This window comes from Labilithrix sp., from assembly GCA_019637155.1.
Lineage (GTDB): Bacteria > Myxococcota_A > Polyangia > Polyangiales > Polyangiaceae > Labilithrix.
In genome coordinates this window covers 78,365-100,481 of sequence record JAHBWE010000025.1, presented here as the reverse complement: position 1 = coordinate 100,481, position 22,117 = coordinate 78,365, and the positions used below count along the sequence as shown (strand labels likewise).

Below are 22,117 nucleotides of genomic sequence, written 5' to 3'. Positions count from 1 at the left end.
TACTCGACGGGCGTGCTGAGCGTCAATATGCTCTCGCTCCGATGCCGTTGCTCCGCCCCTCCGAGCTCGCGCGGATCTGGGAGCTTCATCCGAAGACGGTCTACCTCTGGATCCGCGAGGGGAAGCTGCCCGCGTTCCGCACGCCGGGCTCGCAGTACCGCGTCCGCACCGACGACGCGCGCGCCTACTGCGAGAAGAACAACCTGCCGCCGCTGCCGCGCGCGGTGACGAGCCCCGGCGGCACCGTCGCCGCGATCGGCAAGCCCGGCGCGTCGATGCGCGCGCTCGCGAAGGCCTGCAAGGCCCGCGGCACGTCGTTCGTGTCCTTCGGCGGCGTCCTCGAGGGGCTCCTCGGCGTCGCGGGCGAGACCCCGGACGTGCTCGCGATCGACGCGCGCTGCGACGACGCGAAGCTCGCCGACGTGGTGCGCGCGCTGCGCCGCACCGAGAAGCTCGCGAACGTCGCGGTCGTCGTCTACGACGCCGACGCCGGCATGCAGACGACGCTCCCGAAGCTCGGCGTCACCTCCGTCGTCGTCCGCGGCAAGAGCGACGGCGCGGCGGAGGCCGTCGTCGGCCTCCTCGATCAGTCCTGACGCGCGGACGAGAGCTTCGCGACGACGCGATCGAGGATCCGGTCCGCGAGCGCGTCCTTCGCCGCCGCGACGAACGGCGACGCGCCCTCCGCGTCGACGAACGACACGCGGTTCTCCCCGCGACCGAGCGACTCGTGCGCCGCGTTCGCGACGACGACGTCGACGCGCTTCCGCGTGAGCTTGTCCTTCGCGTACGCGACGACGGCGTCGTCGTCGCCGGTCTCGAGCGCGAACGCGACGAGGACGGGCCGCGCGCCGGTCCGCGCCGCCCCGATCTCCGCGATCAAGTCCGGGTTCTTCGCCAGCGCGATCGAAGGCGCCGCCCCCTCCCCCTTCTTGATCTTCGTCGCGCTCGCGGCGTCGGGCCGGAAGTCCGCGACCGCCGCCGCCATCACGAGCGCGTCGGCGCCGGGGAGCGCCTTCGCGAGCGCGCCGCGCATGTCCTCCGCGCTCTCGACGTCGACGCGCACCACCGCCCCCGGCGTCGCGAGCGCGACCGGCCCCGCGATCAGCGTCACGCGCGCCCCCCGCGCCGCCGCCCGCGCCGCGACCGCGAACCCCATCTTCCCGCTCGATCGATTGCCGAGGAAGCGCACCGGATCGATCGCCTCGAACGTCGGCCCCGCCGTCACGACGACGTGCCGCCCGGCGAGGTCTCGAGCGCCGAAGCCACCCAACCCACCCAGCACCGCGTCCACGATCGTCGCCGGCTCCGCCATCCGTCCCATCCCGGAGTCGCCCGACGCGACGAGCCCGTGCACCGGCCCGATGAACCGCAGGTTCCCGAGCGCCGCGACGTTCCGCTGCGTCGCGGGGTGCGCCCACATCCGCGGGTGCATCGCCGGGGCGACGAACACGGCCCCGCGCGCGCACAGCACCGTCGCGGTGACGAGATCGTCCGCCCGCCCCTCGGCGAAGCGCGCGAGCACGTCCGCGGTGGCAGGCACGACGACGATCGCATCCGCGCGGTCCGCGATCGCGACGTGCAGCTCGCCGGGATAGTCGGGATCCCACATGTCGACCGCGACCTTCGCGCCGCAGATCCCCGAGAGCGTGACCGCCCCGACGAACCGCGTCGCCGACGCCGTCATCAGCGGGATCACCTCGTGCCCCGCCTTCACGAAGAGACGCGCGACCTCGACCGCTTTGTACGCGGCGACACTTCCGGTGACGGCGAGCGCGATCTTCATCCGCAGGGCAGCGTACCATCGCGATCGACGATGGGGACGAACGCCTGCTGGATCCAGCTCCGTCTCGGTCGAACGATCACGCCGGAGCGGATCCGGGACGAGATCGAGGTCTACTGGACCGCCAAGGGCGCACGTGTGCTCGCGCGCGAGGTGCGCCCGCTCGAGCCTCTCCGACTCGAGAAGACGAAGACACTCGGCTACGCGATCGGCGGCATCGAGAACGGCTGGGTAGAGGTCCTCGACAGCGAGCGCTACACGGCCGACTTCGGGCTCGCGCGTCACCTCGCCCGCAAGCTGAAGACACACGTGCACTTCATCGGTGTATGGGACGTCGATCAGACCAGCATCGAGCGCTGGATCGCACCGCCCGGCGCGACGAAGAAGAAGCCCGCCATGCGCGGGCTCCCGATGCCGTCGCTCTATTACGCGGAGCTCGTGGCGAAGCCCGACCTCGCCGCCGCGGCGATCGTCTTCAAAGGCGTTCGGTACACCAACTACGACCCGGGACCCGAGCCCGAGGAAGAACCTCCGCTCGAGCCGGAGAAGAACTACCTCGCCTCGCACCAGGCGGTCGCGAAGGCGCTCGACGCGAAGAAGGCGCTCGCGCTCTTGAAGGGCGCGCTCAACCTCGAGCCCTGCCTCACGGTGTTCCTCGGACAGGCGCTCGACCTCGACGACGCGTCCGCGCGGCGCTTCACCCTCGCGATCGCGCCGTTCCTTCTCTGCCATCCGCTCTCGACCGTGCGACTGACGCGCATCGCGGAGGCGGCCGCGCGCGAGGGCGACGACGCGACCCTCGACGCCGTGCGCGCCAAGCTCACGCCCCCACCCCGTGCGCTCCTGAGCGTCATCGCAAAGCGGCTCGAACAACGCGACGAACACGACGCCGCACGCAGGCTCCGCGCCATGGCCCCTTCGCCCTGATGCTATACGCGTCTACCGCGAGCGCACCGCGTGGCCGGCGCGCTTCGCGTGGCTCGAGACGCGCTCGGAAGACCGGATGCTCCAGCCGCGCGTGCCGTAGCGGCCGGGGACGCGCGCTTCGACCGTGGGCCCGCCCGCGCGCACGCCGTTGCGGCGCGCGTGCGGGTCCTCGATGTTGGGGCCCTGCGCGATCGTGAGCTGCTCGTCCGCGATGTACTCCGGGTGCTCGTCGTCGACCGCGGTCACCTTCAGGTCGGTCGGCCCCGTGCCGACGCGCCAGATCTGCTGCGTCGGCGGGTACTCGTCCTTGTCGTGCTCGCGCGTCACCTTCTCGCCGTCGCGGATCGTGCGATCGCGCCGGACCTTGAAGCCGGGGATGCCGCGCTGCGCGAGGATGCGCGTGCCCTTCGGCAACGCCGCGTCCTGCTTCTCGCTCTCGCCGAACGGCACGACGTCCTCGATCCTCCGCGTGAACACGACGTCGCGCGTCCGCTTCGGCCCGAGGATCTCCGCGCGGACGACGCCGTTCTCCACCGTCTCGTGGAGCACGATCGGATGCGGAAAATCGTTCCTCAGCTTCAGCGTGATGGTCGGGTACACGACCGTCGCGTCCATCCCCATCTTGATATAGAAGCTCGGCCGCGTGTGCGGCCGCCGCTCGACGACGGGCAGCCCCGCGAAATACGCCGCGCCGTGGAGCGTGCCCGCGATCTGGCACGTCCCGCCGCCGATGCCGTCGACGATCTCGCCGTTCGCGATCGCGGCCGCGACCTTGTACCCGTTCGCCTCGTCCCGCGCGCCGACGACCTCGTTGAAGTCGAAGACCTCACCCGGCATCACGACGTGCCCGTCGAGCTTCGACGCCGCGAGCCGCAAGTTGAACGAGCGGTCCGCGTGCTTCCGGTCCGGGTTGTACCTCGTCTCGAAGTACCCGAGCACGTCGTCGGTCGAGACCTCACCGATGCTCGCCACCGTCCGCGCCGCCGGCACGTGATCGACGACCGCCTCCACCGCCGCGTCCCCACGAACGAGCGCCGCGTCGAGCCGAGCCGCGGTCGCGTACACGTCGACGCGCCTCCCCTCTTGCTCCGGCACGAGCTGGTGCCGCGCGAGGTCGACGTACGCGTCGGCCGGCGCGCGATCGAGATCGTCCTTCATCACGAGGAGCGTCGCGAGCGCGCGCCGCGTGTCGATCGTGACCGGCAGCGGCAGCGCGATGCGCTTTCCGTGCTGCGCCGCCGCGCGCCGCAGCGCCGACTGCGGCTCCACGAGCTGCGTGACCAGCGAAGCCACGCGCCCAGCCTCCACGCGCGCCCCGAGCTCCGAGCGCCGCCGCGTCACCGAGGCGCCCGGCACCTGCACCGTGATCTCGCGCGCGACGTACGCGTGCGCGATCTCCCGCGCGTCCTCGAGGATCGCGCCCGGATCGCGCCCGGCGATCGCGAGCGGCTTGCCGTCGAGCGTCACCTCCGGCACCGGCGTCGGCGGCAGCGCGGGCGGCACCGCGAGCCACCCTGCCCCGCCGCCGATCGCGAGGCAGAGCGCGATGTTCCGGACGTCGGCCCAGCCGCGGGGCTTCAGCACCGCGAGCGCGCGGTCGAAGGCCTCCTCGATACGGTCCAGGTCGAACGTCACGCGGGCATGGTCGAACGGCGCTCGGCGACAGGGCCAATTTTGTGCTACTTCCGCGGTCCCTCCATGGCGCTCTCGATCGGCATCGTCGGCCTCCCCAACGTCGGCAAGTCCACCCTCTTCAACTCGCTCTCGTCGGCAAAAGCGGAAGCCGCGAACTACCCGTTCTGCACGATCGAGCCCAACGTCGGCGTCGTCGTCGTCCCGGACGATCGCCTCGACAAGATCAACGCCGTCGTCAACGCCGAGAAGGTCGTCCCCACCACCTTCAACTTCGTCGACATCGCGGGCCTCGTCCGCGGCGCCTCGAAGGGCGAAGGCCTCGGCAACCAGTTCCTCAGCCACATCCGCGAGGCCGACGCGATCGTGCAGGTCGGCCGCTGCTTCGAGGACCCGAACGTCATCCACGTCGAGAACAAGGTCGACCCCGTCGCCGACATCGCGACCGTCACGATGGAGCTCTGCCTCAAGGACCTCGAGACGGTGAACAAGCGCGGCGACAAGGCGCGCAAGATGGCGAAGGCGAACGATCCGAAGGAGAAGCTCGCCGAGACGATCTGCAACGACCTCGCCGCGCACCTGAACGACGGCAAGCCCGCCCGCACCCTCATCCCCAAGGCGAGCTGGGCCGACAACGCCGACGCGCAGCTCATCGTGCGCGACCTCTGGCTCCTCACCGCGAAGCCCGCGTTCTACATCGCGAACATCGACGAAGCCTCGATCGCGAACCTCGAGGCCAACAAACACTTCAAGGCGCTCGAGGACCTCGCGAAGAGCGAGAACACCTTCGTCGTCCCCGTCTGCGCCGCGCTCGAGAGCCAGATCGCGGAGCTCGATCCGAAGGACCGCCCCGAGTTCCTCGAGAGCGCGGGCCTCAAGGAGCCCGGCCTCTACGCCGTGATCCGTGCAGGCTACAAGCTCCTCGGCCTCCTCACCTTCTTCACCGCCGGCAAGGTGGAGGTCCGCGCCTGGACGACGAAGGTCGGCGCCCGCGCCCCCCAAGCCGCCGGCGTCATCCACACCGACTTCGAGAAGGGCTTCATCAAGGCCGAGGTCATCTGGTGGGAGGACCTCGTCTCGCTCGGCAGCGAATCCAAGTGCCGCGACGCCGGCAAGCTCGCGATCGAAGGCAAGGAGTACGTCATGCGCGACGGCGACGTCGTCCACTTCCGCTTCAACGTCTAGGTTCTCAACGTCGGGGGCTTTGCCCCCGACACCCCCACCCCGCGACCACGGCCCTCGCGCTGCGCGCTCGGGTTGCTTCGCAACCGCTTGCGCGGCCGCAGTCGCGGGGCCCCGCGCGGGATCCTGACGGCGCGGCGGGTATGGCGTGGGTACGGCGTGGGCGCGGGCGCGTGGTCCTGGGCGATGGCAAACGGAGGTATTTTCTTAGGCCAGCACGAGGGGCCTGCCGTTCGCTACGTCGTCGGTATGGGGCACTGTGAGGATCTGCCGTTCGCTACGCCTCGCGGCAACCGCCCGCCGGCCTATCCCGCCCCGCGCGCCCCCACCCCCAGCCGGCGGACGGGAAGATCGTCGGGTACGTCGAAGTCGCCGGTGACGGCCGGATCGTCCACCGCGATCCGTGCGCGGCGGCGATCGAGGGCGCGGAGGCGATCGCGAAGCGGGCGCGCCGGATCGACGCCGTCGTCACGAAGGACGCCGAGGCGCGCGACCACCGGGTGGCCGCCGCGGCCTCCGAAGGTCGGCGTCGCGGCGTCGAGCGCGCCGCGCGAGCTCCTGATCGCCGCGACGAGCCTGTCGATCGTCGTCGCCTCGGCCGGCAGGAGATCGACCGGCGTCACGACGACGAGCGGGCGAGCGCCGTGCTCGTCGAGGAGCGCGAGCGCGACCGCGAGCGACTCGGCCTGGCTCGACGTCGTCGCGGCGACGACGTCGACCAACCCATCCCCCGCGAGCGCCTCCGCGACGATCGCGCGCGCCGGCGGAGACACGACGACGACCACGCGCCGGCAGCCGGACGCGCGCAGCCTCCGCGCGTGCTCGACCGCGAGCAGCGTTCCGCCGAGCCGCAAGAGCGCCTTCGGCCCGCCCATCCGCGAGCCGTCGCCGGCGGCGAGGACGACTCCGATCAGAGGAGCGTCCTGCATCAGACCGGCAGCGTTCGCACGATCGGGAGCTCCCGCACCCGCGTGCCCGTGAGCGCGAAGAGCGCGTTGGCGAGCGCGGGCGCGACGGGAGGCACGCCCGGCTCGCCGACACCGCCCGGCGGCGCGTCGCTCTCGACGACCTCGACGTGGATCGCGCGCGGCGCCTCGGGCAAGCGCAGCAGCCGATGGTCGCGGAAGTTCCCCTGCTCGGTGGCGCCCCCCTTCATCGTGATCTCTCCGTAGAGCGCCTGGCTCAGCCCGAAGACGACGGCGCCCTCGAGCTGGGAGCGGACGCGCTCCCGGTTCACGATCGTCCCGGCGTCGGCCACGATCCACGCCTCGTCGACGGCGATGCGCCCCGCCGGCGTCTTCACCACCGAGACGACGACCGCGACGTAGGTGAGGAAGCTGCGATGGACCGCGAGCCCGAGCGCGCGTCCCGTCTTCGCGCGGTCCGCCCAGCTCGCGAGCCGCGTCGCGCGCTCGAGCACGTGACGATGCCGCGCGGTGTCGATCGGATGGTCGTCGCGAGACTGACCGTAGTTCGAGTACTCGGTGACGCCGAGGTCGGCGAGCGTCCAGACCTTCGGCGGTCCGAAGAGCTCGAGCTGATGCGCGAGCGGGTCCATCCCACGGAGGTGCGCGAGCTCGTCGAGGAAGCCGTGCACGGCGAACGCGTGGTAGATGTTCGCGACCGAGCGGAGCCAGCCGATGCGCGTGTACGCCTTCGCGTCGCACGCCTCGCCGCGCAGGTTCGGCACTTGGAGAGGCACGTCGAGGAAGCCGAGGCCGAGCGGACCCGCGTCCGGCGTGGCGGTGCCGGTGAAGAGCGAGGCGATCGGCGGGAACGCCGTCCGATGGTGCCACGCGACGAGCTTGCCGCTCTCGTCGAGGCCGGCTTCGAGGCGCTGCGCGCTCACCGAGTGGTAGTAGTCGTGCCGGATGTCGTCTTCGCGTGTCCACTGGACGCGGACCGGCGCTCCCGTCTGCTTCGCGACGAGCGCGGCCTCGACCGCGAAGTCCGGCTTCGACTTTCGACCGAACCCGCCTCCGAGCAACGTCACGTGGACGGTGACCTTCGACTCGTCGACGCCGAGCGCCTTCGCGATCTCCTTGCGCGCGGCTTGAGGGTTCTGCGTCGACGCCCAGACCTCGCAGCGCTCGCCGTCCACCTTCGCCACCGCGACGGGAGGCTCCATCGTCGCGTGCGGGAGGTACGGCGCGTAGTAGATCGCGTGGTGACGCCGCGCGGCGCTCGCGAGCGCGCGATCGACGTCGCCCAGATTCCGCGCGGTGCGGCCCGGCGCGCTCACGCTGGCTTCGAGCGTCCTTCGGTACGCGGTCGAGTCGTGCGCCGCGTTCGCACCGTGGTCCCACGTGACGTCGAGGAGCGCGCGCCCGCGCATCGCCGCCCACGTGTGGTCGGCGACGACGGCGACGCCGCCGAGCGGCTGGAACCCGAACGGCAGCTTCGGCGCCGGCAGCGCGACGACGTGGCGAACGCCCGGGACGGCGAGCGCCCGCGACGCGTCGTGCCGGAGCGCCTTGCCGCCGGCGACGGGAGGTCGCGCGACGACGGCGGTGAGCATGCCGGGCAGCCTCACGTCGGCGCCGTAGATCGCGCGACCCGTGACGATGTCGGGCGCGTCGACGAAGGGCAGGTCCTTGCCGAGCGCGCGTAGCTCGGAGCGCTTCCGCAGCACGATCTCGTCGCGCTTGGGGATCGGCCCCTTCGCCGCGTCGCTCGCGAGCTCGCCGAAGCCGGCCGTGCGCTTGCTCTTCCGGTGCGTCACGACGTGGTCGCGCACGTCGAGCTCCGAGGCCGGCACCTTCCAACGCGCCGCCGCGGCCGCCGCCAGCATCATGCGCGCGGCCGCGCCGGTGCGCCGGAGATCGTCGAAGGCCTTGCGAACGCTCGTCGATCCGTCGGTGTTCTGATCGCCGTAGGCCTTGTCGCCGTCGGCCTGCACGATCTTCACGCGCGCGAAGTCCGCGCCGAGCTCGTCGGCGATGAGCGCGGGGAGGGTGCTGCGCACGCCCTGCCCCATCTCCGAGCGCGCGCACGCGATCGTGACGAGCCCGTCCGTCGCGACGTGAACGAAGACGTTGGGCCGGAGCCCCGTGCCGCTCGGCGGAGCGGGGACCGGCTGCGCCCTCGCCGACGCGGGGAAGCCGCCGACGGCGAGGCCGCTCAAGCCGAGGCCGAGGCTCGTCAGGAACGAGCGACGAGGAACGCGCACCTCCGAGCTCACGGAACACCTGCCGCCTTCTTCACCGCCGCGCGAATCCGCAGGTACGTGCCGCACCGGCAGAGGTTCCCGGCGAGCGACTGGTCGATCTCCGCGTCGGAGGGGGCCGGCTTCTTCCGGAGCAACGCCGCCGCGCTCATGATCTGCCCCGACTGGCAGTAGCCGCATTGAGGCACGCCGAGCTCCACCCACGCCTTCTGCAGCGGGTGCGAGCCGTCCGCGGAGAGGCCCTCGATCGTCGTCACCTCGTGACCGACTGCGCGGCGCGCCGGCATCACGCAGGAGCGCATCGCCTCTCCGTCGAGATGGACGACACACGCCCCGCAGAGCGCCTCCCCGCACCCGAACTTCGTGCCCGTGAGCCCGAGGACGTCGCGCACGACCCAGAGGAGCGGCATCTCGGGATCCACGTCGACGTCGTGGTCCCGGCCGTTGACGCGCAGCTTGAGCATCATCGCTTCTCCTCTCGCTTCTCTCCTTGCTTCTCGCCGCGCGGGCAGGCGGCGCCCGCGTCGGCCCACGCGGCGACGAGCGCGGCGAAGCGCGCCTGCGTCCCCGGCGCGGCGGTCCGTCCGTGTCCCGGCGACCAGCCCCACCGGACGAGCTCGTCGTGCGCGACGTGCTCGACGATCCCGTTGAGGTCGCGCCCGCCGTTGAGGGCGCGATCCTTCAGCTGCTCGCAGATCGCTCCCGGCGTCTTGCCGACCCACGCCATCGACCTCGGAGCGACCTGCCACTTCGGCGCGCCGGGGACACGCGACAGCTCGAGGTTCCGGTCTTGATGGCAGGACGTGCAGCCGAGCGCCGGCACGCCCTCGTCGCTCGGTCCGCGCACGACGGGCGGATCGTGCACGCGGCCGTCGTCGCCCTGGAGCGGCATGTCGCCGGCGGGATGGCAGTTGCTGCAGCGAGGATGCAAAAAGACCTTCGACGCCTCGACGAACATCGCGCGCGCGCGATCGTCGCGATCGGCGATCGACGAGAAGTCGCCCGGAGCGCGAAGGTCGCTCGCGGCGACGGGCGGGCGCGGCGGCGGCGCCGTCCGCGTCTCGCGGCACCCCGCCACGAGCGCGATGCAGGTCCCCGCGACGAGGGAGCTACGCCTGAGCACGCGGCCTCGTCTTGGTGGAGGCCAGTCGCCGCGCGGTGAGCTCGCGGACGGTCTCGATGAGCTTCTGGAGCGGGACGGAGCGCTGGGCTCGACTCGGGTAATACAGGTAAAAGCCGGGGACGGTGGCCGCGTAGGGCTCCGCGGAGACCTCGGCGAGCGCCGCGCGCGTCTGCGCCACCGCCGGCCCGGCCGCCTCGACCAGCCGCCTCCCCGCGTCGGTGAGGGAGACGCTGCGCGTCGTGCGCGCGACGAGGCGCAGCTCGTCCTCGAGCTGGCGAACGCTCTGGCTCACGGCGGAGCGCGACACCCCGAGGTCGCGCGCCGCGCCGCTGAAGCTCTGCGAACGCGCGACCGCGAGGAACGCCTGAAGCTGCGGAAACGGGATCGAGCCCACGCGCCGAGCACGCCCCAGCCACGCCACGCTGTCAAGCACCGCTCAACAACCCCACGGCGAGCCTCATCGAGCGGGAGCGTGAGGGGTCCGCATCAACGCCGTCTGTCCGGGCTTTGCAGCGCCGGCGCGGGAACTTTTTCGCGCGGCCGAGGTCTGGGCTCCGAGACCATCTTCGATGCCGTCCGCACGACCCCACCATGTAGGGGCCGGCGCCGCTGCGCGCGCCGGCCGGATGACCACCGTCATGCGCGCCGTCGCGCCCCCCGGCGGCGCGCCGCGCGTCCCGCGCATCGCCGTCGTCGCGGGCGGGCGCGTCGTCGAGGAGCGGCTCGTCACGGACAAGAAGAGCGTCACGGTCGGCGCGACCGAAGACGCGACGTTCAACGCGCCCGTCCCGCGCTTCGAGCTCCTCGCGCGCCGCGGCCAGGCGTACGTGCTCCACCTCTGCGCCGGCGCCACCGCACGCGTCTCCGTCGGCGGGCACGTGCGAGACCTCGCGGGCCCGTGCGCGCTGCCGCTCGCGGAGGACGCGCGCGGCAAGGTCGTCGTCGGCGCGACCACGTTCCTCTTCCAGCTCGTTCGCCCGCCGCCGCCGCCGCCGCGGCCGCAGCTGCCGCTCGCGGTGAAAGGCGGGTTCGCGAACCAGATCGACTGGTCGCTCACGATCCTCGCGGCGCTGAGCTTCCTCCTCCACTTCGGCATCGTCGGCGCGATGTACTCGGACTGGATGGACGGCGTCGCGGACGACGGACACTCCGTCGCCGGTCTCGTCGACATGATGAAGAGCATCCCTCCGCCGCCCGTCGTCGAGACCCCCGCCGAGGACGCGCCGACCCACGTCACGACGCCGACGCCGACCCCGACCTCGACCTCGACCTCGACCCAGAAGACCGCCACGACGAGCCCCGGCAAGACCGGCGGCAGAGCGAGCGCGAACGCGAACGCGAGCGACGCGCGAGCGGCGGCGCTCCTCGCGCAAGCGGAGCAGATGGAGATCGGTCTCCTCGTCGCGCCGGGCTCGAAGAGCGCGGTGGAGAGCGCGCTCCGTCGAAGCGAGATCCCGCCCGTCGATCTCTCCGGCGCCGCCGCCTCCGACAAGGGCGTCGCGACGACCGCGAGCGATCTCCGTCTCCCGGGCGGCGGCCCCACCGTCACCGGCCCCCGCCCCGGCGGGCTCGCCGTCCTCGGCGGCGACACGCACGCGACGATGGACGGAAAATCCGCCGACGCACGCGTGGTCGCGATCCCGAAGTTCGACACGCAGGTCGGCAACCTCGGCGGCTCGGCGGCGACCGTATCGGGCGCGGACCGCGTCATCGCCGGTCTCAGGAGCCGCTTCCGCACCTGCTACCAGCGCGGCCTCGCCTCCGACCCAACGATGAGCGGCAAAGTCGTCATCACCGCCAAGGTCGCACCAAACGGCGAAGTCGCAACCGCCGACGTCGCGTCGAGCACCGGCAACCTCTCCGGCGACGTCAATACGTGCATTCTGCAAGCCATCAAGCGCGCCCAGTTCGACGCGCAGCCCGGCGGCGCACCGGCGACGCTGAGCATCCCGGTCTCGCTCGTGCATCAGTGATGCGCTAATCGCGCGCGAGCGGGCGGCCCTGGGCGTCGGTGTACTTGCCGGTGACGATGAAGATGATGTCGATGAGCGTCCAGATGCCGAAGCCGCCGCAGGTGATGAGCTGGAGCGCGCCGAAGAGCATGTGGCCGGTGTAGAAGCGATGCACGCCGAGCGTGCCCGCGACGATCGCGAGGATGAGCGTCGTCATCCACGACTTCGGCGGACCGCCCGCCATCATCGCGCCCGGCATGCCGCCCATCGGGCCCATCGGAGCGCCCGCTCCGTACGGCTGCATCGGCGCCCCGCCCATCGGACCACCAAAACCACCCTGCGGCTGACCGTAGTCCGGCTGCGGGGGCGGAGCACCGTACGGGTTCGGAGCCTGGCCCGGCGGCGCGCCGAAGCCGCCGCCCATGTTCGGATCCCCCGGCGGCGGCCCACCGAAGCCCCCGCCACCCATGTTCGGATCCGCGGGCGGCGCGCCGAAGCCGCCACCACCCATGTTCGGATCCCCCGGCGGCGCGCCGAAGCCGCCGCCCGCGTTCGGATCCGCCGGCGGCGCACCGAAGCCCCCGCCCGCCGGAGGCGCGCCGAAGCCGCCGTCCGCCGGAGGCGGCGCGCCGAAGCCGCCGTTGCTCGCGCCGCCCGCGTCGGGCGGCGGGGCGCCGAACGGAGCACCCGGCGCGCCCGGGGCGACCGGCGAGTCCGCGCCGATCGCGAACGTCGCGCCGAGCGGGTTCGCGGCTGCGCTCGAGCCGAACTGGTGCTGCTGATCGCCCGTCGCCGGCGGAGCACCGAAGGCCGGGGCCGGCGCGTCGCCGCCGACCGGCGGAGGAGCGTCGAAAGCGAGAGTTCCAGGGAAACCACCGCCTGCCGCGGGGGGCGCGCCCGCGCCGGTCGCGGTCGGCGGAGCCGGCGCGGCGCCCGCGGCCGGCGCGGCGACGCCGACGATGGTGCCCTTGAGGCGGCTCGGCGGAACGTTGCCCGCGCCCGCGCCCACCGCGGGAGACGGGGCCGGCGGCGCGCCCGCGGCCGGCGGCGGAGCGCCCGCTGTTGCATCCCGCAGCGCCTGCATGTTCGGCGGCGCGCCCTGCATGAGCATCGTGCCTTTGAACTTCGGCGCCGCGCTCTTCAACGCAAACCCGCACTTGGTGCAAGTCGCAGCAGTTTCCGGATTTTGCGTGCCGCAGTTCGGACAGAACAAGAGCCAACCTCCGCAGGAAGAAGCGCCGGCACCATAGCGAAGAGGCCACTGGGAGTTAAGGGTTATCGGTCGCCCGAACCTCTATTGACATGCGAGGTGGCTGGAGCATACCGTGCGCGCGCAAAAGCCCGGTTTTTCCAGGCTCTTCGCATCGAAAGCCGCTCCTCCCAATGCCTTTCGCTCTGACGCCCGAACGCGACCGCGAGCTCACCGACATCCTGACTCGCTACCCGACGAAGATGGCGGCGTGCATCCCGCTCCTCCATCTCTGTCAGGAGCAGAACGGGTTCATCGACGACGACGTCGTGACGTTCGTGTCTCACCGGCTCGACCTCCCGCCCGCGCACGTGAAGGGCGTCGTCACGTTCTACACGCTCTTCAACCAGCACAAGGTCGGCAAGCACCAGGTCTGGGTCTGCCGCACGCTGCCGTGCGCGCTCCGCGGCGCGAACGACATGCTGCACTACTGCGAGAAGAAGCTCGGCATCAAGGCGGGCGAGACGACCGCCGACGGCAAGATCACGCTCCGCACCGCGGAGTGCCTGGCCTCGTGCGGGAGCGCCCCCATGATGCAGGTCGACAAGGACTACCACGAGAACCTCACCCCCGCGGCGGTGGACGAGATCCTCGAGAAGCTGAGGAGCTGATGCTCAAGCAGACCAACTACCTGACGAAGGTCTACGGCCTGCCCGAAGGCTGGAAGCTCGCGGCCTACGAGCGCGAGTGCGACGGCTACCAGACCGCGAAGAAGGTCCTCACGACGATGTCGCAAGCCGACGTCGTCAACGAGGCGAAGAAGGCGAACATCCGCGGCCGCGGCGGCGCCGGCTTCCCGATGGGCGTGAAGTGGAGCTTCATGAAGCCCCACCCCACGAAGCCCGCGTACCTCGTCATCAACGCGGACGAGGGCGAGCCCGGCACCCACAAAGACCGCACGATCATGGAGCTCAACCCGCACTCCGTGATCGAGGGCTGCATGATCGGCTGCTACGCCATCGGCGCCCACGTCGCCTACGTCTACGTCCGCGACGAGCTGCACCTCTCGAAGGCGCGCCTCTGGGACGCGATCAAAGAGGCGAAGGCGAAGGGCTACCTCGGCAAGAACCCGTTCGGGAAGGACTACGCCCTCGACGTCGTCGTCCACACCGGCGCCGGCGCGTACATCTGCGGCGAAGAGACGAGCCTCCTCAACTCGCTCGAGGGCAAGCGCGGCGAGCCGCGGCTCAAGCCCCCCTTCCCCGCGCAGTCCGGCGCCTTCGCCTGCCCCACCACCGTGAACAACCTCGAGACGATCGCGGCGGTGCCGAGCGCGTTCAAGCTCGGGTGCGAGGAGTTCTCGAAGCTCTCCTCCATCCATCACCTGAACGACGGCGGCGTCCGCCTCTTCGGCGTGAACGGCCACGTGAAGAAGCCCGGGGTGTGGGAGTGCGCGGTGGGCCTCACGCTCCGCGAGCTCATCTACGATCTCGGCGGCGGCATCCTCGGCGACAAACCGCTCCACTCGATCATCCCCGGCGGCAGCTCGACGCCGGTGTTGAAGGCCGACGACGTCGTGCACGCGCCGGACGAGAAGAGCCCGCTCCACGCGTGGCACGGCAAGTCGGTGCTCGACGTGCCGCTCGGCGTCGACACGTTCCGCAACATGGGCACCATGCTCGGCACCTGCTGCGCCACCGTCATGGCGGAGGGCACCGACCCGGTCGCGTGCTTCCACAACCTGATGCAGTTCTACCGCCTCGAGTCGTGCGGCCAGTGCACGCCGTGCCGCGAGGGCTCCGGCTGGCTCTTCCGCATCGCGGAGAAGCTGATGGAAGGCACCTGCTCGATGGAGGAGCTCAACACCCTCCACGAGGTCGCGAACGGCATCATGGGCAACACGATCTGCGCGTTCGGCGAAGGCACCGCGATGCCCGCCCTCGGGTACCTCAAGAAGTTCCGCAAGGAGTTCGAGGCGTACGTGAAAGGCCAGCGCGGCACCGGCGTGCTCAATCAAATGGAAACGAGCTGGGGAGGTCGCGCGTGAGCCCGTTCGGCGTTGCTTACTTCTACTTCTGCGCCCTCATCGCCGTGCTCGGCGCGGTCGGCACCGTCGCGGCGAAGAACCCGATCCGCGGGGCGATGGGCCTCCTCGCGATGATCGTCGCGATCGCGGGCCTGTTCCTCGCGCTCCACGCGCAGTTCCTCGCCGCGATCCAGCTCATCGTCTACGCGGGCGCGATCGTCGTCCTCTTCCTCTTCGTCATCATGCTCCTCGGCCCGAGCGCCTCGACGCCGTCCGACCAGCGCGGCCGCATCGCGCGCGCGATCGGCGGCGGGCTCTTCGGCGCGGTGGGCGTCGCCGCGATCGCCCTCCTCTACATGGCGGCGCCGAAGGAGAAGGCGCCGCTCCTCACGAGCGTCGTCGGCGACTTCGGGAGCGTGGACGCGTTCGGCCGCATCATCTTCAGCGAGGCGCTCGCGCCGTTCGAGCTCTCGAGCGCGCTCCTCATGGTCGCGATCGTCGGCGCCGTCGCGGTCGCGCGCGGCCGTCACAAGTCGGACGGTCCGCTCCACGAGTCCTCCCCCGCGGAGGCCCTCGCGCACGGCAAGGGCCTCAAGGACCCCGTCGCCCCGCCCACGCGCGGCGCGCTCGAAGGCAAGGAGAGCGGCACGTGATCCCCGTCGAGCACTACGTCGCGCTCAGCGCGATCCTCTTCACCATCGGCGGCGTCGGCTTCCTCGTCCGCCGCAACGTGCTCGTCACCCTGATGAGCATCGAGATCATGCTCAACGCGGTGAACCTCGCGCTCGTCGCGTTCAACCGCAAGGGCGCGTACATGGAGGGCGGCAACCACACCGGCCAGGTGTTCGCCTTCTTCATCATCGCGGCCGAGGCGGCCGAGGTCGCGGTCGGCCTCGCGATCGTCCTCTCTCTCTTCCGCATTCGTCGCACGGTTCGCTCCGACGAAGCCGACCTCCTGAAGAACTGAGATCATGAAGACCCTCTTCTTCTCGGCCGGGGACTACCCGCTCATCGCCTTCATCCTGGCGCTGCCGCTCCTCGGCGCGTTCGTGAACGGCGTGTTCGGCCAGCGCCTCGGCAAATCCGCGGTCCGCGTCATGGCCCTCGCGGTGATGGGCGTCGCCTTCGCCGCCGCGGTCGCCACCTTCGTCGACCTCAATCACGTCACCGACGCGATGAAGGAGGCCGGCACGAAGGAGCCGCACGCCAAGCTCTCCTGGCTCGCCTGGGAGTGGATGAAGGTGGCCGGTCCGAACGGCGGCCGCATCACGGTCAACCTCGCCTTCAGCGTCGACGCGCTGTCGGGCGTCATGATGCTCGTCGTCACGGGCGTGGGTCTCCTCATCCACGTCTACGCGTCCGAGTACATGATCGAGGACAAGGGGTACTGGCGCTTCTTCTGCTACCTGAACCTCTTCGTCTTCTCGATGCTCGTCCTCATCCTCGGGGACAGCCTCCCGGTGCTCTTCGTCGGATGGGAGGGCGTCGGCCTCTGCAGCTACCTCCTCATCGGCTTCTGGTACGGCAAGATGCCGAACGCGACCGCCGGCAAGAAGGCGTTCATCGCGAACCGCGTCGGCGACTTCGGCCTCATCGTCGCGATGTTCCTCCTCGCGGTGTACTGCGGCTCGCTCGACTGGGACGGCATCGCGCGGAACGCGCACGAGCTCGTCCCGAACAGCGAGCGCCCGAACTGGATCAACCTCTGGCCGATCGGCGGCGGTCGCTTCGAGGACTTCACCCTCGCCGGGATCAAGCTCCCGCTCCACAAGCTCCAGCCCGACACGCCGGTCACGATGACGGCGGCGACCGCGGTGGCGCTGATGCTCTTCCTCGGCGCGACCGGCAAGAGCGCGCAGCTCCCGCTCTACGTCTGGCTCCCGGACGCGATGGCGGGTCCGACCCCGGTCTCCGCCCTCATCCACGCGGCGACGATGGTCACCGCCGGCATCTACCTCATCTGCCGGCTCTCGATGGTGTTCGTGCTCGCCCCGGCGGCGATGATCACGGTCGCGTTCACGGGCGCGCTCACCGCGCTCCTCGCCGCGACGATCGCGCTCGTCCAGAACGACATCAAGAAGGTCCTCGCCTACTCGACCGTGAGCCAGCTCGGGTACATGGTGCTCGGCGTCGGCGTCGGCGCGTTCACGGCGGGCTTCTTCCACGTCTTCACCCACGCCTTCTTCAAGGCCTGCCTCTTCCTCGGGGCCGGCAGCGTCATCCACGCGATGCACGCGCGCATCCACGACGACGATCGCTCGCAGGACATGCGGAACATGGGCGGTCTCAAGGACCACATGCCGTGGACGTTCCGGACGTTCGTCGCGAGCACGCTCTGCATCATCGGCTTCCCGCTGACCTCGGGCTTCTTCTCGAAGGACGAGATCATCGCGCGCACGCTCATCGAGGCGCCGGCGGGGATGAAGCTCGCGGGCAAGGTCGCGGCCTGGCAGTGGCCGAGCTGGGCGAACTGGGCGCTCTGGGGCATCGCGGTCCTCACCGCGCTCCTCACCGCCTTCTACATGTGCCGCGTCGTCTTCCTCACCTTCTTCGGTGACTTCAAGGGCTGGACGATCGGGCGCCCCAAGGCGCCGTCGCACGTCGAGGAGCACGACCACGATCACGGTCACGACGACGACGACGACGAGCACCACCACCACGACGACCTCTCGCAGCCGGGCCCGCCCCCGCACGAGTCGCCGTGGGCGATGACGATCCCGCTCATCGTCCTCGCCGCCCTCGCCGTCTTCGCCGGCATCTTGAACCCGACCGCGATCAAGGTCTTCTCCGCCCACTTCGAGTTCCTCCCGCTCGACCACTGGCTCTCGGGCGTGTTCCACGAGGCCGAGGCGGGGGTGAAGATGTTCGACCACGACGTCGCGCACAGCCGCGAGGTCATCTCGTCGATCGCCGCGTTCCTCGCCTTCGCGGTCGGCGCCGGCGGCGCGTACTGGGTCTACATCCTCAACAAGGGCAAGCCCGCGCGCGAGCTCATGCTCAAGGTCCCCGCCCTCTACCGCCTCGTGCTCGACAAGTGGCGCGTCGACGAGCTCTACGACAAGACCGCGGTCAACGCGGTCGACGCCCTCGCCGACACCGCGTCGTCCGTCGACCAGGGCATCGTCGACTTCATCCTCGCGCGCCTCACCGCGCTCGTCGTCGCCGCGACCGGCACCGTCCTCCGCGTCCTCCAGAACGGCGTCGTCCACGTCTACGCCGCGGTCATGGTCCTCGGCCTCGGCGGTCTGATGTGGTTCTTCGTCGAGCCGCACGCGGACTTCACGGTCGAAGAGAAGGGCGGCGAGTACTCGCTCACCGCCGGTCCCGGCCCCGGCTACGGCTTCAAGTGGTACCCGGACGCGACGAAGGAAGCGCAGACGAAGGACTTCGACACCAACACGCAGCTCAAGCTGCGCGTGCCCGACGGCGAGAGCCGGACGGTGAAGCTCGAAGTGAAGAACGCCTTCGGCCGCGTCGCGACGAAGGACCTCACCATCAAGCGTCCGGCCGCCGCTCCAGGGCCGTCGACCATCAGGATCCAGGAGAAGTGACCGTGGCCTCCTCGAACGCTACTCCCGCGCTTCCGCCGGCCGGCACCCCGAAATGGATCGGCCCGCTCTTCACGACGCTCGCGCTCGTCATCGGCGTCGTCATCATCGCGCAGGTGCTCGGGCACCCCGGCGACATCAAGGACGTCACCGCGTTCAGCCCGGTGAGCGCGCTCCTCGGGAGCCTCGTCCCGCTCCTCGCCGCCGCCGCCGTCGCGTGGCTCATCCCGGCGCAACACGACTGGAAGGTCCGCCTCCCGCTCGCGCTGATGGCCGCGCTCTTCGCGGTCTTCATCGCGCGGATGTGGCCCTCCGCGGTCGCGTCCGCGCCGGCGGAGCCCGGCGCCCCGGCGAACGAGATGCCGACGCTGCTCTCGTGGCTCATCGGCATCCCGATGGCGGGCGCGGTGGCGATCCTCTTCCTCCCGCGTCAGGCGCCGCGTCTCCTCAAGACGACGTCGCTCCTCGTGATGCTCGGGACGTTCCTCGCCGCGATCCCGCTCCTCCGCGTCGACATGGGGCGCACGTACCACTTCAACCACGACGTGGTGTGGATCGAGCGCTTCGGCATCCACTGGCACGTCGCGGTCGACGGCATCTCGCTCTGGCTCGTCATCCTCACCGTGTTCATCACGCCGATCGCCGCCTACGTGTCGTTCGGCAGCGTCGCGAAGCGGATCAAGGACTGGTGCTTCGCGCTCCTCCTCCTCGAGGCCGGCATGATCGGCGCGTTCGTCGCGCTCGACCTCTTCCAGTTCTACGTGTTCTGGGAGCTGATGCTCATCCCGATGTACCTGATGATCGGGGTGTGGGGCGGCACCAACCGCATCAAGGCGGCGCTCAAGTTCTTCATCTACACGATGGCGGGCTCGCTCCTGATGCTCGCCGCGATCCTGTACCTCGCGTACACGTATGGCCGCGTCACCGGCGGCGCGGCGAGCTTCGACTTCTTCGAGCTCCAGCGCCTCCAGATCCCGCGCCACGTCCAGCTCTGGCTGTGGTTCGGCTTCGCGATCTCCTTCTTCATCAAGGTCCCGATGTGGCCGGTGCACACGTGGTTGCCCGACGCCCACACCGAGGCCCCGACCGCGGGCTCGATCATCCTCGCCGCGGTCATGCTGAAGATGGGAACGTACGGCTACCTCCGCTTCTGCATGGGCCTCTTCCCGGAGGCGTGCGGCGAGCTCGCGACCGTCCTCGGCGGCGTCGCGGTCCTCGGCGGCATCCTCTACGGCGCGCTCTGCGCCTGGCGGCAGGAGGACGTGAAGCGCCTCGTCGCGTACTCGTCCGTCGCCCACCTCGGCTACGTCATGCTCGGTCTCTTCTCGGCGACCGCGGGCGGCGTCGAGGGCTCCATCATCCAGATGGTGAACCACGGCGTCTCGACCGGCGCGCTCTTCCTCCTCGTCGGCGTCATCTACGACCGCCGCCACACGCGCATGCTCGACGACTTCGGCGGCATCGCGAAGGTGATGCCGGTCTACACCGCGCTCTTCATCATCTCGACGATGGCGTCGATCGGCGTCCCCGGCCTCAACGGGTTCGTCGGCGAGTTCATGATCATCGTCGGCACGTACGCGTCGGACAAGCTCGGGCACGTGGCCGGCATCCAGTCGGTCGGCGCCGCGCTCGGCGTCATCCTCGCCGCTCTGTACATGCTGACCGCGGTGCAGAAGATGTTCTTCGGCCCGATCACGCGCGACGAGAACAAGAAGCTCGCCGACATCAACGGCCGCGAGCTCATCGCGGTCGCGCCGCTCATCGTCGCGATGTTCCTCCTCGGGCTCGCGCCGAACCTCCTCTTGAACCAGATGCACGGCGCGGTCGAGCGCACGCTCACCGACTACGACTACCGCGCGAAGTCCGGCACCGGCGGCAAGTACTACGACGGCCCGATCCGCCTCGGCGATCGCCGCCCCGACACCCCCGCGCCGGTCGGCAAGGTCCCCTCCTCTACCGCGGGCGGCCTCGGCTCGAACCCGGACGAGACGCCCACGATCATCCAGCCGAAGGGCGCGCCCGGCGGCCTCCCGGGCGGCCTCCCCCCCGGCCTCCGCAACGACCCGCACGGCGGGCACTGAAGGAACGACCCATGAACATCGCGTTCCTCCTCTCTCCTCTCCTCGTCATCGGCGGCGGCGCGCTGCTGCTCATGCTCGCCGAGGCGTTCGGCCCGAAGCACAACCGCGCGGCCGGCCTCGCGCTCGGCACGACGATGGTGTTCGCGGCCGGCCTCGCGTTCTCGGTCGGCGCCTGGCTCTACGGCGTCGAGGACATGCCCGAGCGCGCGTCGCTCGCGCCGTGGCTCGTCATCGATCGCTTCTCGCTCTTCTTCGACGGGCTCCTCTGCCTCGGCGGCATCCTCGCCGCGCTCCTCGCCGGCGGTTACCTCCGCGAGCACGAGATGGAGCGCGGCGAGTTCTACGCCCTCCTCCTGTTCGCGACCGTCGGCGCGATGATGGTCGCCTCCGCGGGCGACGCCCTGATCGTGTTCGTCGGCCTCGAGACGATGTCGATCGGCGCGTACGCGCTCACCGCGTTCCGCCGCACCTCGCCGCGCTCGGCCGAGGGCGCGCTCAAGTACTTCCTCCTCGGCTCCTTCGCCGCGGCGCTCCTCCTCTACGGCTTCGCGCTCCTCTACGGCGCGACGGGCCACACCGACCTCGCCGGCATCGGCAAGGGGATCGCCTCGGGCGAGAACGCGACGATGGTGCTCATCGCGGTCGTGCTCGTCCTCGCCGGCCTCGTGTTCAAGGTCAGCGCGGTGCCGTTCCACATGTGGACGCCCGACGCGTACGAAGGCGCGCCCACGCCGGCGACGACGTACATGGCCGCGGTCGTGAAGTGCGGCGGCTTCGCGATGCTCCTCCGCGTCCTCTTCACCTGCTTCGCGGACAAGGGCCTCATGTCGTGGTCGGCGGGTTGGCCGCCCGTCCTCGCGTGGATCGCGGTCCTCACGATGACGGTCGCGAACCTCGTCGCGGGGCAGCAGGAGTCGGTGAAGCGCATGCTCGCGTACTCGAGCATCGCGCACGCGGGCTACCTCCTCGTCGGCGTCGTCGCGTCGGTGCACGACATCGCGCAGGCGACGTCGAGCGTCCTCTTCTACCTCCTCACGTACACGGTCTCGACCGCGGGCGCGTTCGGCGCGCTCATCCTCTGCGGCCGCAAGGGCGCGGAGGCGGTGAGCTACGAGGACCTCGCCGGCATCGGCAAGCGCCACCCCGCCGCCGCCCTCGCCTTCTCGCTCTTCCTCGTGTCGCTCGCCGGCATCCCGCCCACGGCCGGTTTCTTCGGCAAGTGGTTCGTGTTCCGCGCGGCGATGGACTCCGGGTTTTACACGCTCACCATCGTGGCGTTCGTGAACTCGGTCATCGGCGTCTACTACTACCTCCGCGTGCTCGTGTTCATGTACATGCGCGAGCCGGCGGCGGGCGCGCCGTTCGCGACGCCGATGAAGTCGGGCTACGTCTCGGCCGCGCTCGTCCTCTCCGCCATCCTCGTCCTCGTCCTCGGCATCGCGCCGGGCTCGTCGCTCGACGTCGCGATCAAGGCCGCGAGCATCTTCGCTCCCTCCGGCGGCTAGTCC

19 protein-coding genes are annotated in these 22,117 nt (G+C 70.7%); 11 read left to right on the top strand and 8 right to left on the bottom strand.

Annotated features, from left to right (window positions below):
• Positions 1-41: 41 nt before the first annotated feature.
• Complete coding sequence (locus KF837_39600; GenBank protein MBX3233495.1) at positions 42-596, top strand: helix-turn-helix domain-containing protein; 555 nt, start codon at positions 42-44, stop codon at positions 594-596.
• On the opposite strand, the gene coaBC is transcribed toward KF837_39600, so the two are convergent.
• Positions 587-1,786 carry a bifunctional phosphopantothenoylcysteine decarboxylase/phosphopantothenate--cysteine ligase CoaBC gene (gene coaBC, locus KF837_39595; GenBank protein MBX3233494.1) on the bottom strand — a complete coding sequence of 400 codons (1,200 nt, stop codon included), beginning with the start codon at positions 1,784-1,786 and terminating at the stop codon, positions 587-589. The two genes, KF837_39600 and coaBC, sit on opposite strands and share 10 nt — an antisense overlap.
• A gap of 30 nt (positions 1,787-1,816) precedes the next feature.
• On the opposite strand from coaBC, the gene KF837_39590 reads away from it, so the two are divergent.
• Positions 1,817-2,710, top strand: coding sequence for a hypothetical protein (locus KF837_39590; protein ID MBX3233493.1), 894 nt, complete (start codon positions 1,817-1,819; stop codon positions 2,708-2,710).
• Between the two features lie 12 nt (positions 2,711-2,722).
• On the opposite strand, the gene KF837_39585 is transcribed toward KF837_39590, so the two are convergent.
• Positions 2,723-4,345, bottom strand: a complete 1,623-nt coding sequence (locus KF837_39585; GenBank protein MBX3233492.1) for a VanW family protein — start codon at positions 4,343-4,345, stop codon at positions 2,723-2,725.
• Positions 4,346-4,408: 63 nt separating this feature from the next.
• Here KF837_39585 and ychF point away from each other — a divergent pair, with 63 nt between their 5' ends.
• Positions 4,409-5,527 (top strand): redox-regulated ATPase YchF, encoded by a 1,119-nt coding sequence (gene ychF / locus KF837_39580; protein MBX3233491.1) that lies wholly within the window; start codon positions 4,409-4,411, stop codon positions 5,525-5,527.
• Positions 5,528-5,829: 302 nt separating this feature from the next.
• Here ychF and KF837_39575 read toward each other — a convergent pair whose 3' ends face one another.
• From KF837_39575 to KF837_39555, 5 genes are read right to left on the bottom strand one after another with little or no spacing between them, the layout of a single operon-like run.
• Positions 5,830-6,453 carry an NTP transferase domain-containing protein gene (locus tag KF837_39575; GenBank protein ID MBX3233490.1) on the bottom strand — a complete coding sequence of 208 codons (624 nt, stop codon included), beginning with the start codon at positions 6,451-6,453 and terminating at the stop codon, positions 5,830-5,832.
• A complete protein-coding gene (locus tag KF837_39570) occupies positions 6,453-8,693 on the bottom strand; it encodes a xanthine dehydrogenase family protein molybdopterin-binding subunit (GenBank protein MBX3233489.1) in 2,241 nt (746 codons plus the stop codon). Before KF837_39570 ends, KF837_39575 begins: the two co-directional genes overlap by 1 nt.
• An 8-nt stretch (positions 8,694-8,701) precedes the next feature.
• A complete protein-coding gene (locus tag KF837_39565) occupies positions 8,702-9,154 on the bottom strand; it encodes a (2Fe-2S)-binding protein (protein MBX3233488.1) in 453 nt (150 codons plus the stop codon).
• Positions 9,154-9,813 (bottom strand): Isoquinoline 1-oxidoreductase subunit, encoded by a 660-nt coding sequence (locus KF837_39560; GenBank protein MBX3233487.1) that lies wholly within the window; start codon positions 9,811-9,813, stop codon positions 9,154-9,156. The genes KF837_39565 and KF837_39560 overlap by 1 nt, the downstream gene beginning before the upstream one ends.
• Positions 9,800-10,207, bottom strand: a complete 408-nt coding sequence (locus KF837_39555; protein ID MBX3233486.1) for a LysR family transcriptional regulator — start codon at positions 10,205-10,207, stop codon at positions 9,800-9,802. The genes KF837_39560 and KF837_39555 overlap by 14 nt, the downstream gene beginning before the upstream one ends.
• Positions 10,208-10,439: 232 nt before the next feature.
• Between KF837_39555 and KF837_39550 the strand changes: the two genes are divergently transcribed.
• The gene (locus tag KF837_39550; GenBank protein ID MBX3233485.1) at positions 10,440-11,786 is read left to right on the top strand and encodes an energy transducer TonB; all 1,347 of its coding nucleotides are present in this window, start codon (positions 10,440-10,442) and stop codon (positions 11,784-11,786) included.
• 4 nt (positions 11,787-11,790) lie between these two features.
• On the opposite strand, the gene KF837_39545 is transcribed toward KF837_39550, so the two are convergent.
• Entirely contained in the window at positions 11,791-12,978 is a 1,188-nt protein-coding gene (locus KF837_39545) for a TM2 domain-containing protein (protein MBX3233484.1), read from the bottom strand.
• A gap of 170 nt (positions 12,979-13,148) precedes the next feature.
• On the opposite strand from KF837_39545, the gene KF837_39540 reads away from it, so the two are divergent.
• From KF837_39540 to KF837_39510, 7 genes are all read left to right on the top strand, one after another.
• On the top strand, positions 13,149-13,625 hold the full coding sequence (locus KF837_39540) for an NAD(P)H-dependent oxidoreductase subunit E (GenBank protein MBX3233483.1): 477 nt from the start codon (positions 13,149-13,151) through the stop codon (positions 13,623-13,625).
• Positions 13,625-15,001 (top strand): NADH-quinone oxidoreductase subunit NuoF, encoded by a 1,377-nt coding sequence (gene nuoF / locus KF837_39535; GenBank protein ID MBX3233482.1) that lies wholly within the window; start codon positions 13,625-13,627, stop codon positions 14,999-15,001. Before KF837_39540 ends, nuoF begins: the two co-directional genes overlap by 1 nt.
• The gene (locus KF837_39530; protein ID MBX3233481.1) at positions 14,998-15,633 is read left to right on the top strand and encodes an NADH-quinone oxidoreductase subunit J; all 636 of its coding nucleotides are present in this window, start codon (positions 14,998-15,000) and stop codon (positions 15,631-15,633) included. Before nuoF ends, KF837_39530 begins: the two co-directional genes overlap by 4 nt.
• Complete coding sequence (nuoK, locus tag KF837_39525; GenBank protein MBX3233480.1) at positions 15,633-15,947, top strand: NADH-quinone oxidoreductase subunit NuoK; 315 nt, start codon at positions 15,633-15,635, stop codon at positions 15,945-15,947. The genes KF837_39530 and nuoK overlap by 1 nt, the downstream gene beginning before the upstream one ends.
• Positions 15,948-15,951: 4 nt before the next feature.
• A complete protein-coding gene (gene nuoL, locus KF837_39520; protein MBX3233479.1) occupies positions 15,952-18,531 on the top strand; it encodes an NADH-quinone oxidoreductase subunit L in 2,580 nt (859 codons plus the stop codon).
• Positions 18,532-18,797: 266 nt separating this feature from the next.
• Positions 18,798-20,609 (top strand): NADH-quinone oxidoreductase subunit M, encoded by a 1,812-nt coding sequence (locus KF837_39515; protein MBX3233478.1) that lies wholly within the window; start codon positions 18,798-18,800, stop codon positions 20,607-20,609.
• Positions 20,610-20,620: 11 nt separating this feature from the next.
• Complete coding sequence (locus KF837_39510) at positions 20,621-22,114, top strand: NADH-quinone oxidoreductase subunit N (GenBank protein ID MBX3233477.1); 1,494 nt, start codon at positions 20,621-20,623, stop codon at positions 22,112-22,114.
• The last annotated feature ends 3 nt before the right edge of the window (positions 22,115-22,117 follow it).

What these genes read in the sequence shown, in the direction of transcription:
- KF837_39600 (MBX3233495.1), top strand. Translation starts at nt 42, where the DNA reads ATGCCGTTGCTCCGCCCCTCCGAGCTCGCGCGGATCTGGGAGCTTCAT.
- ychF (MBX3233491.1), top strand. Translation starts at nt 4,409, where the DNA reads ATGGCGCTCTCGATCGGCATCGTCGGCCTCCCCAACGTCGGCAAGTCC.
- coaBC (MBX3233494.1), bottom strand. Translation starts at nt 1,786, where the DNA reads ATGAAGATCGCGCTCGCCGTCACCGGAAGTGTCGCCGCGTACAAAGCG.
- KF837_39575 (MBX3233490.1), bottom strand. Translation starts at nt 6,453, where the DNA reads ATGCAGGACGCTCCTCTGATCGGAGTCGTCCTCGCCGCCGGCGACGGC.
- KF837_39565 (MBX3233488.1), bottom strand. Translation starts at nt 9,154, where the DNA reads ATGCTCAAGCTGCGCGTCAACGGCCGGGACCACGACGTCGACGTGGAT.
- KF837_39515 (MBX3233478.1), top strand. Translation starts at nt 18,798, where the DNA reads ATGGCCGCGCTCTTCGCGGTCTTCATCGCGCGGATGTGGCCCTCCGCG.
- nuoF (MBX3233482.1), top strand. Translation starts at nt 13,625, where the DNA reads ATGCTCAAGCAGACCAACTACCTGACGAAGGTCTACGGCCTGCCCGAA.
- KF837_39550 (MBX3233485.1), top strand. Translation starts at nt 10,440, where the DNA reads ATGACCACCGTCATGCGCGCCGTCGCGCCCCCCGGCGGCGCGCCGCGC.
- KF837_39540 (MBX3233483.1), top strand. Translation starts at nt 13,149, where the DNA reads ATGCCTTTCGCTCTGACGCCCGAACGCGACCGCGAGCTCACCGACATC.
- KF837_39510 (MBX3233477.1), top strand. Translation starts at nt 20,621, where the DNA reads ATGAACATCGCGTTCCTCCTCTCTCCTCTCCTCGTCATCGGCGGCGGC.
- nuoL (MBX3233479.1), top strand. Translation starts at nt 15,952, where the DNA reads ATGAAGACCCTCTTCTTCTCGGCCGGGGACTACCCGCTCATCGCCTTC.
- KF837_39590 (MBX3233493.1), top strand. Translation starts at nt 1,817, where the DNA reads ATGGGGACGAACGCCTGCTGGATCCAGCTCCGTCTCGGTCGAACGATC.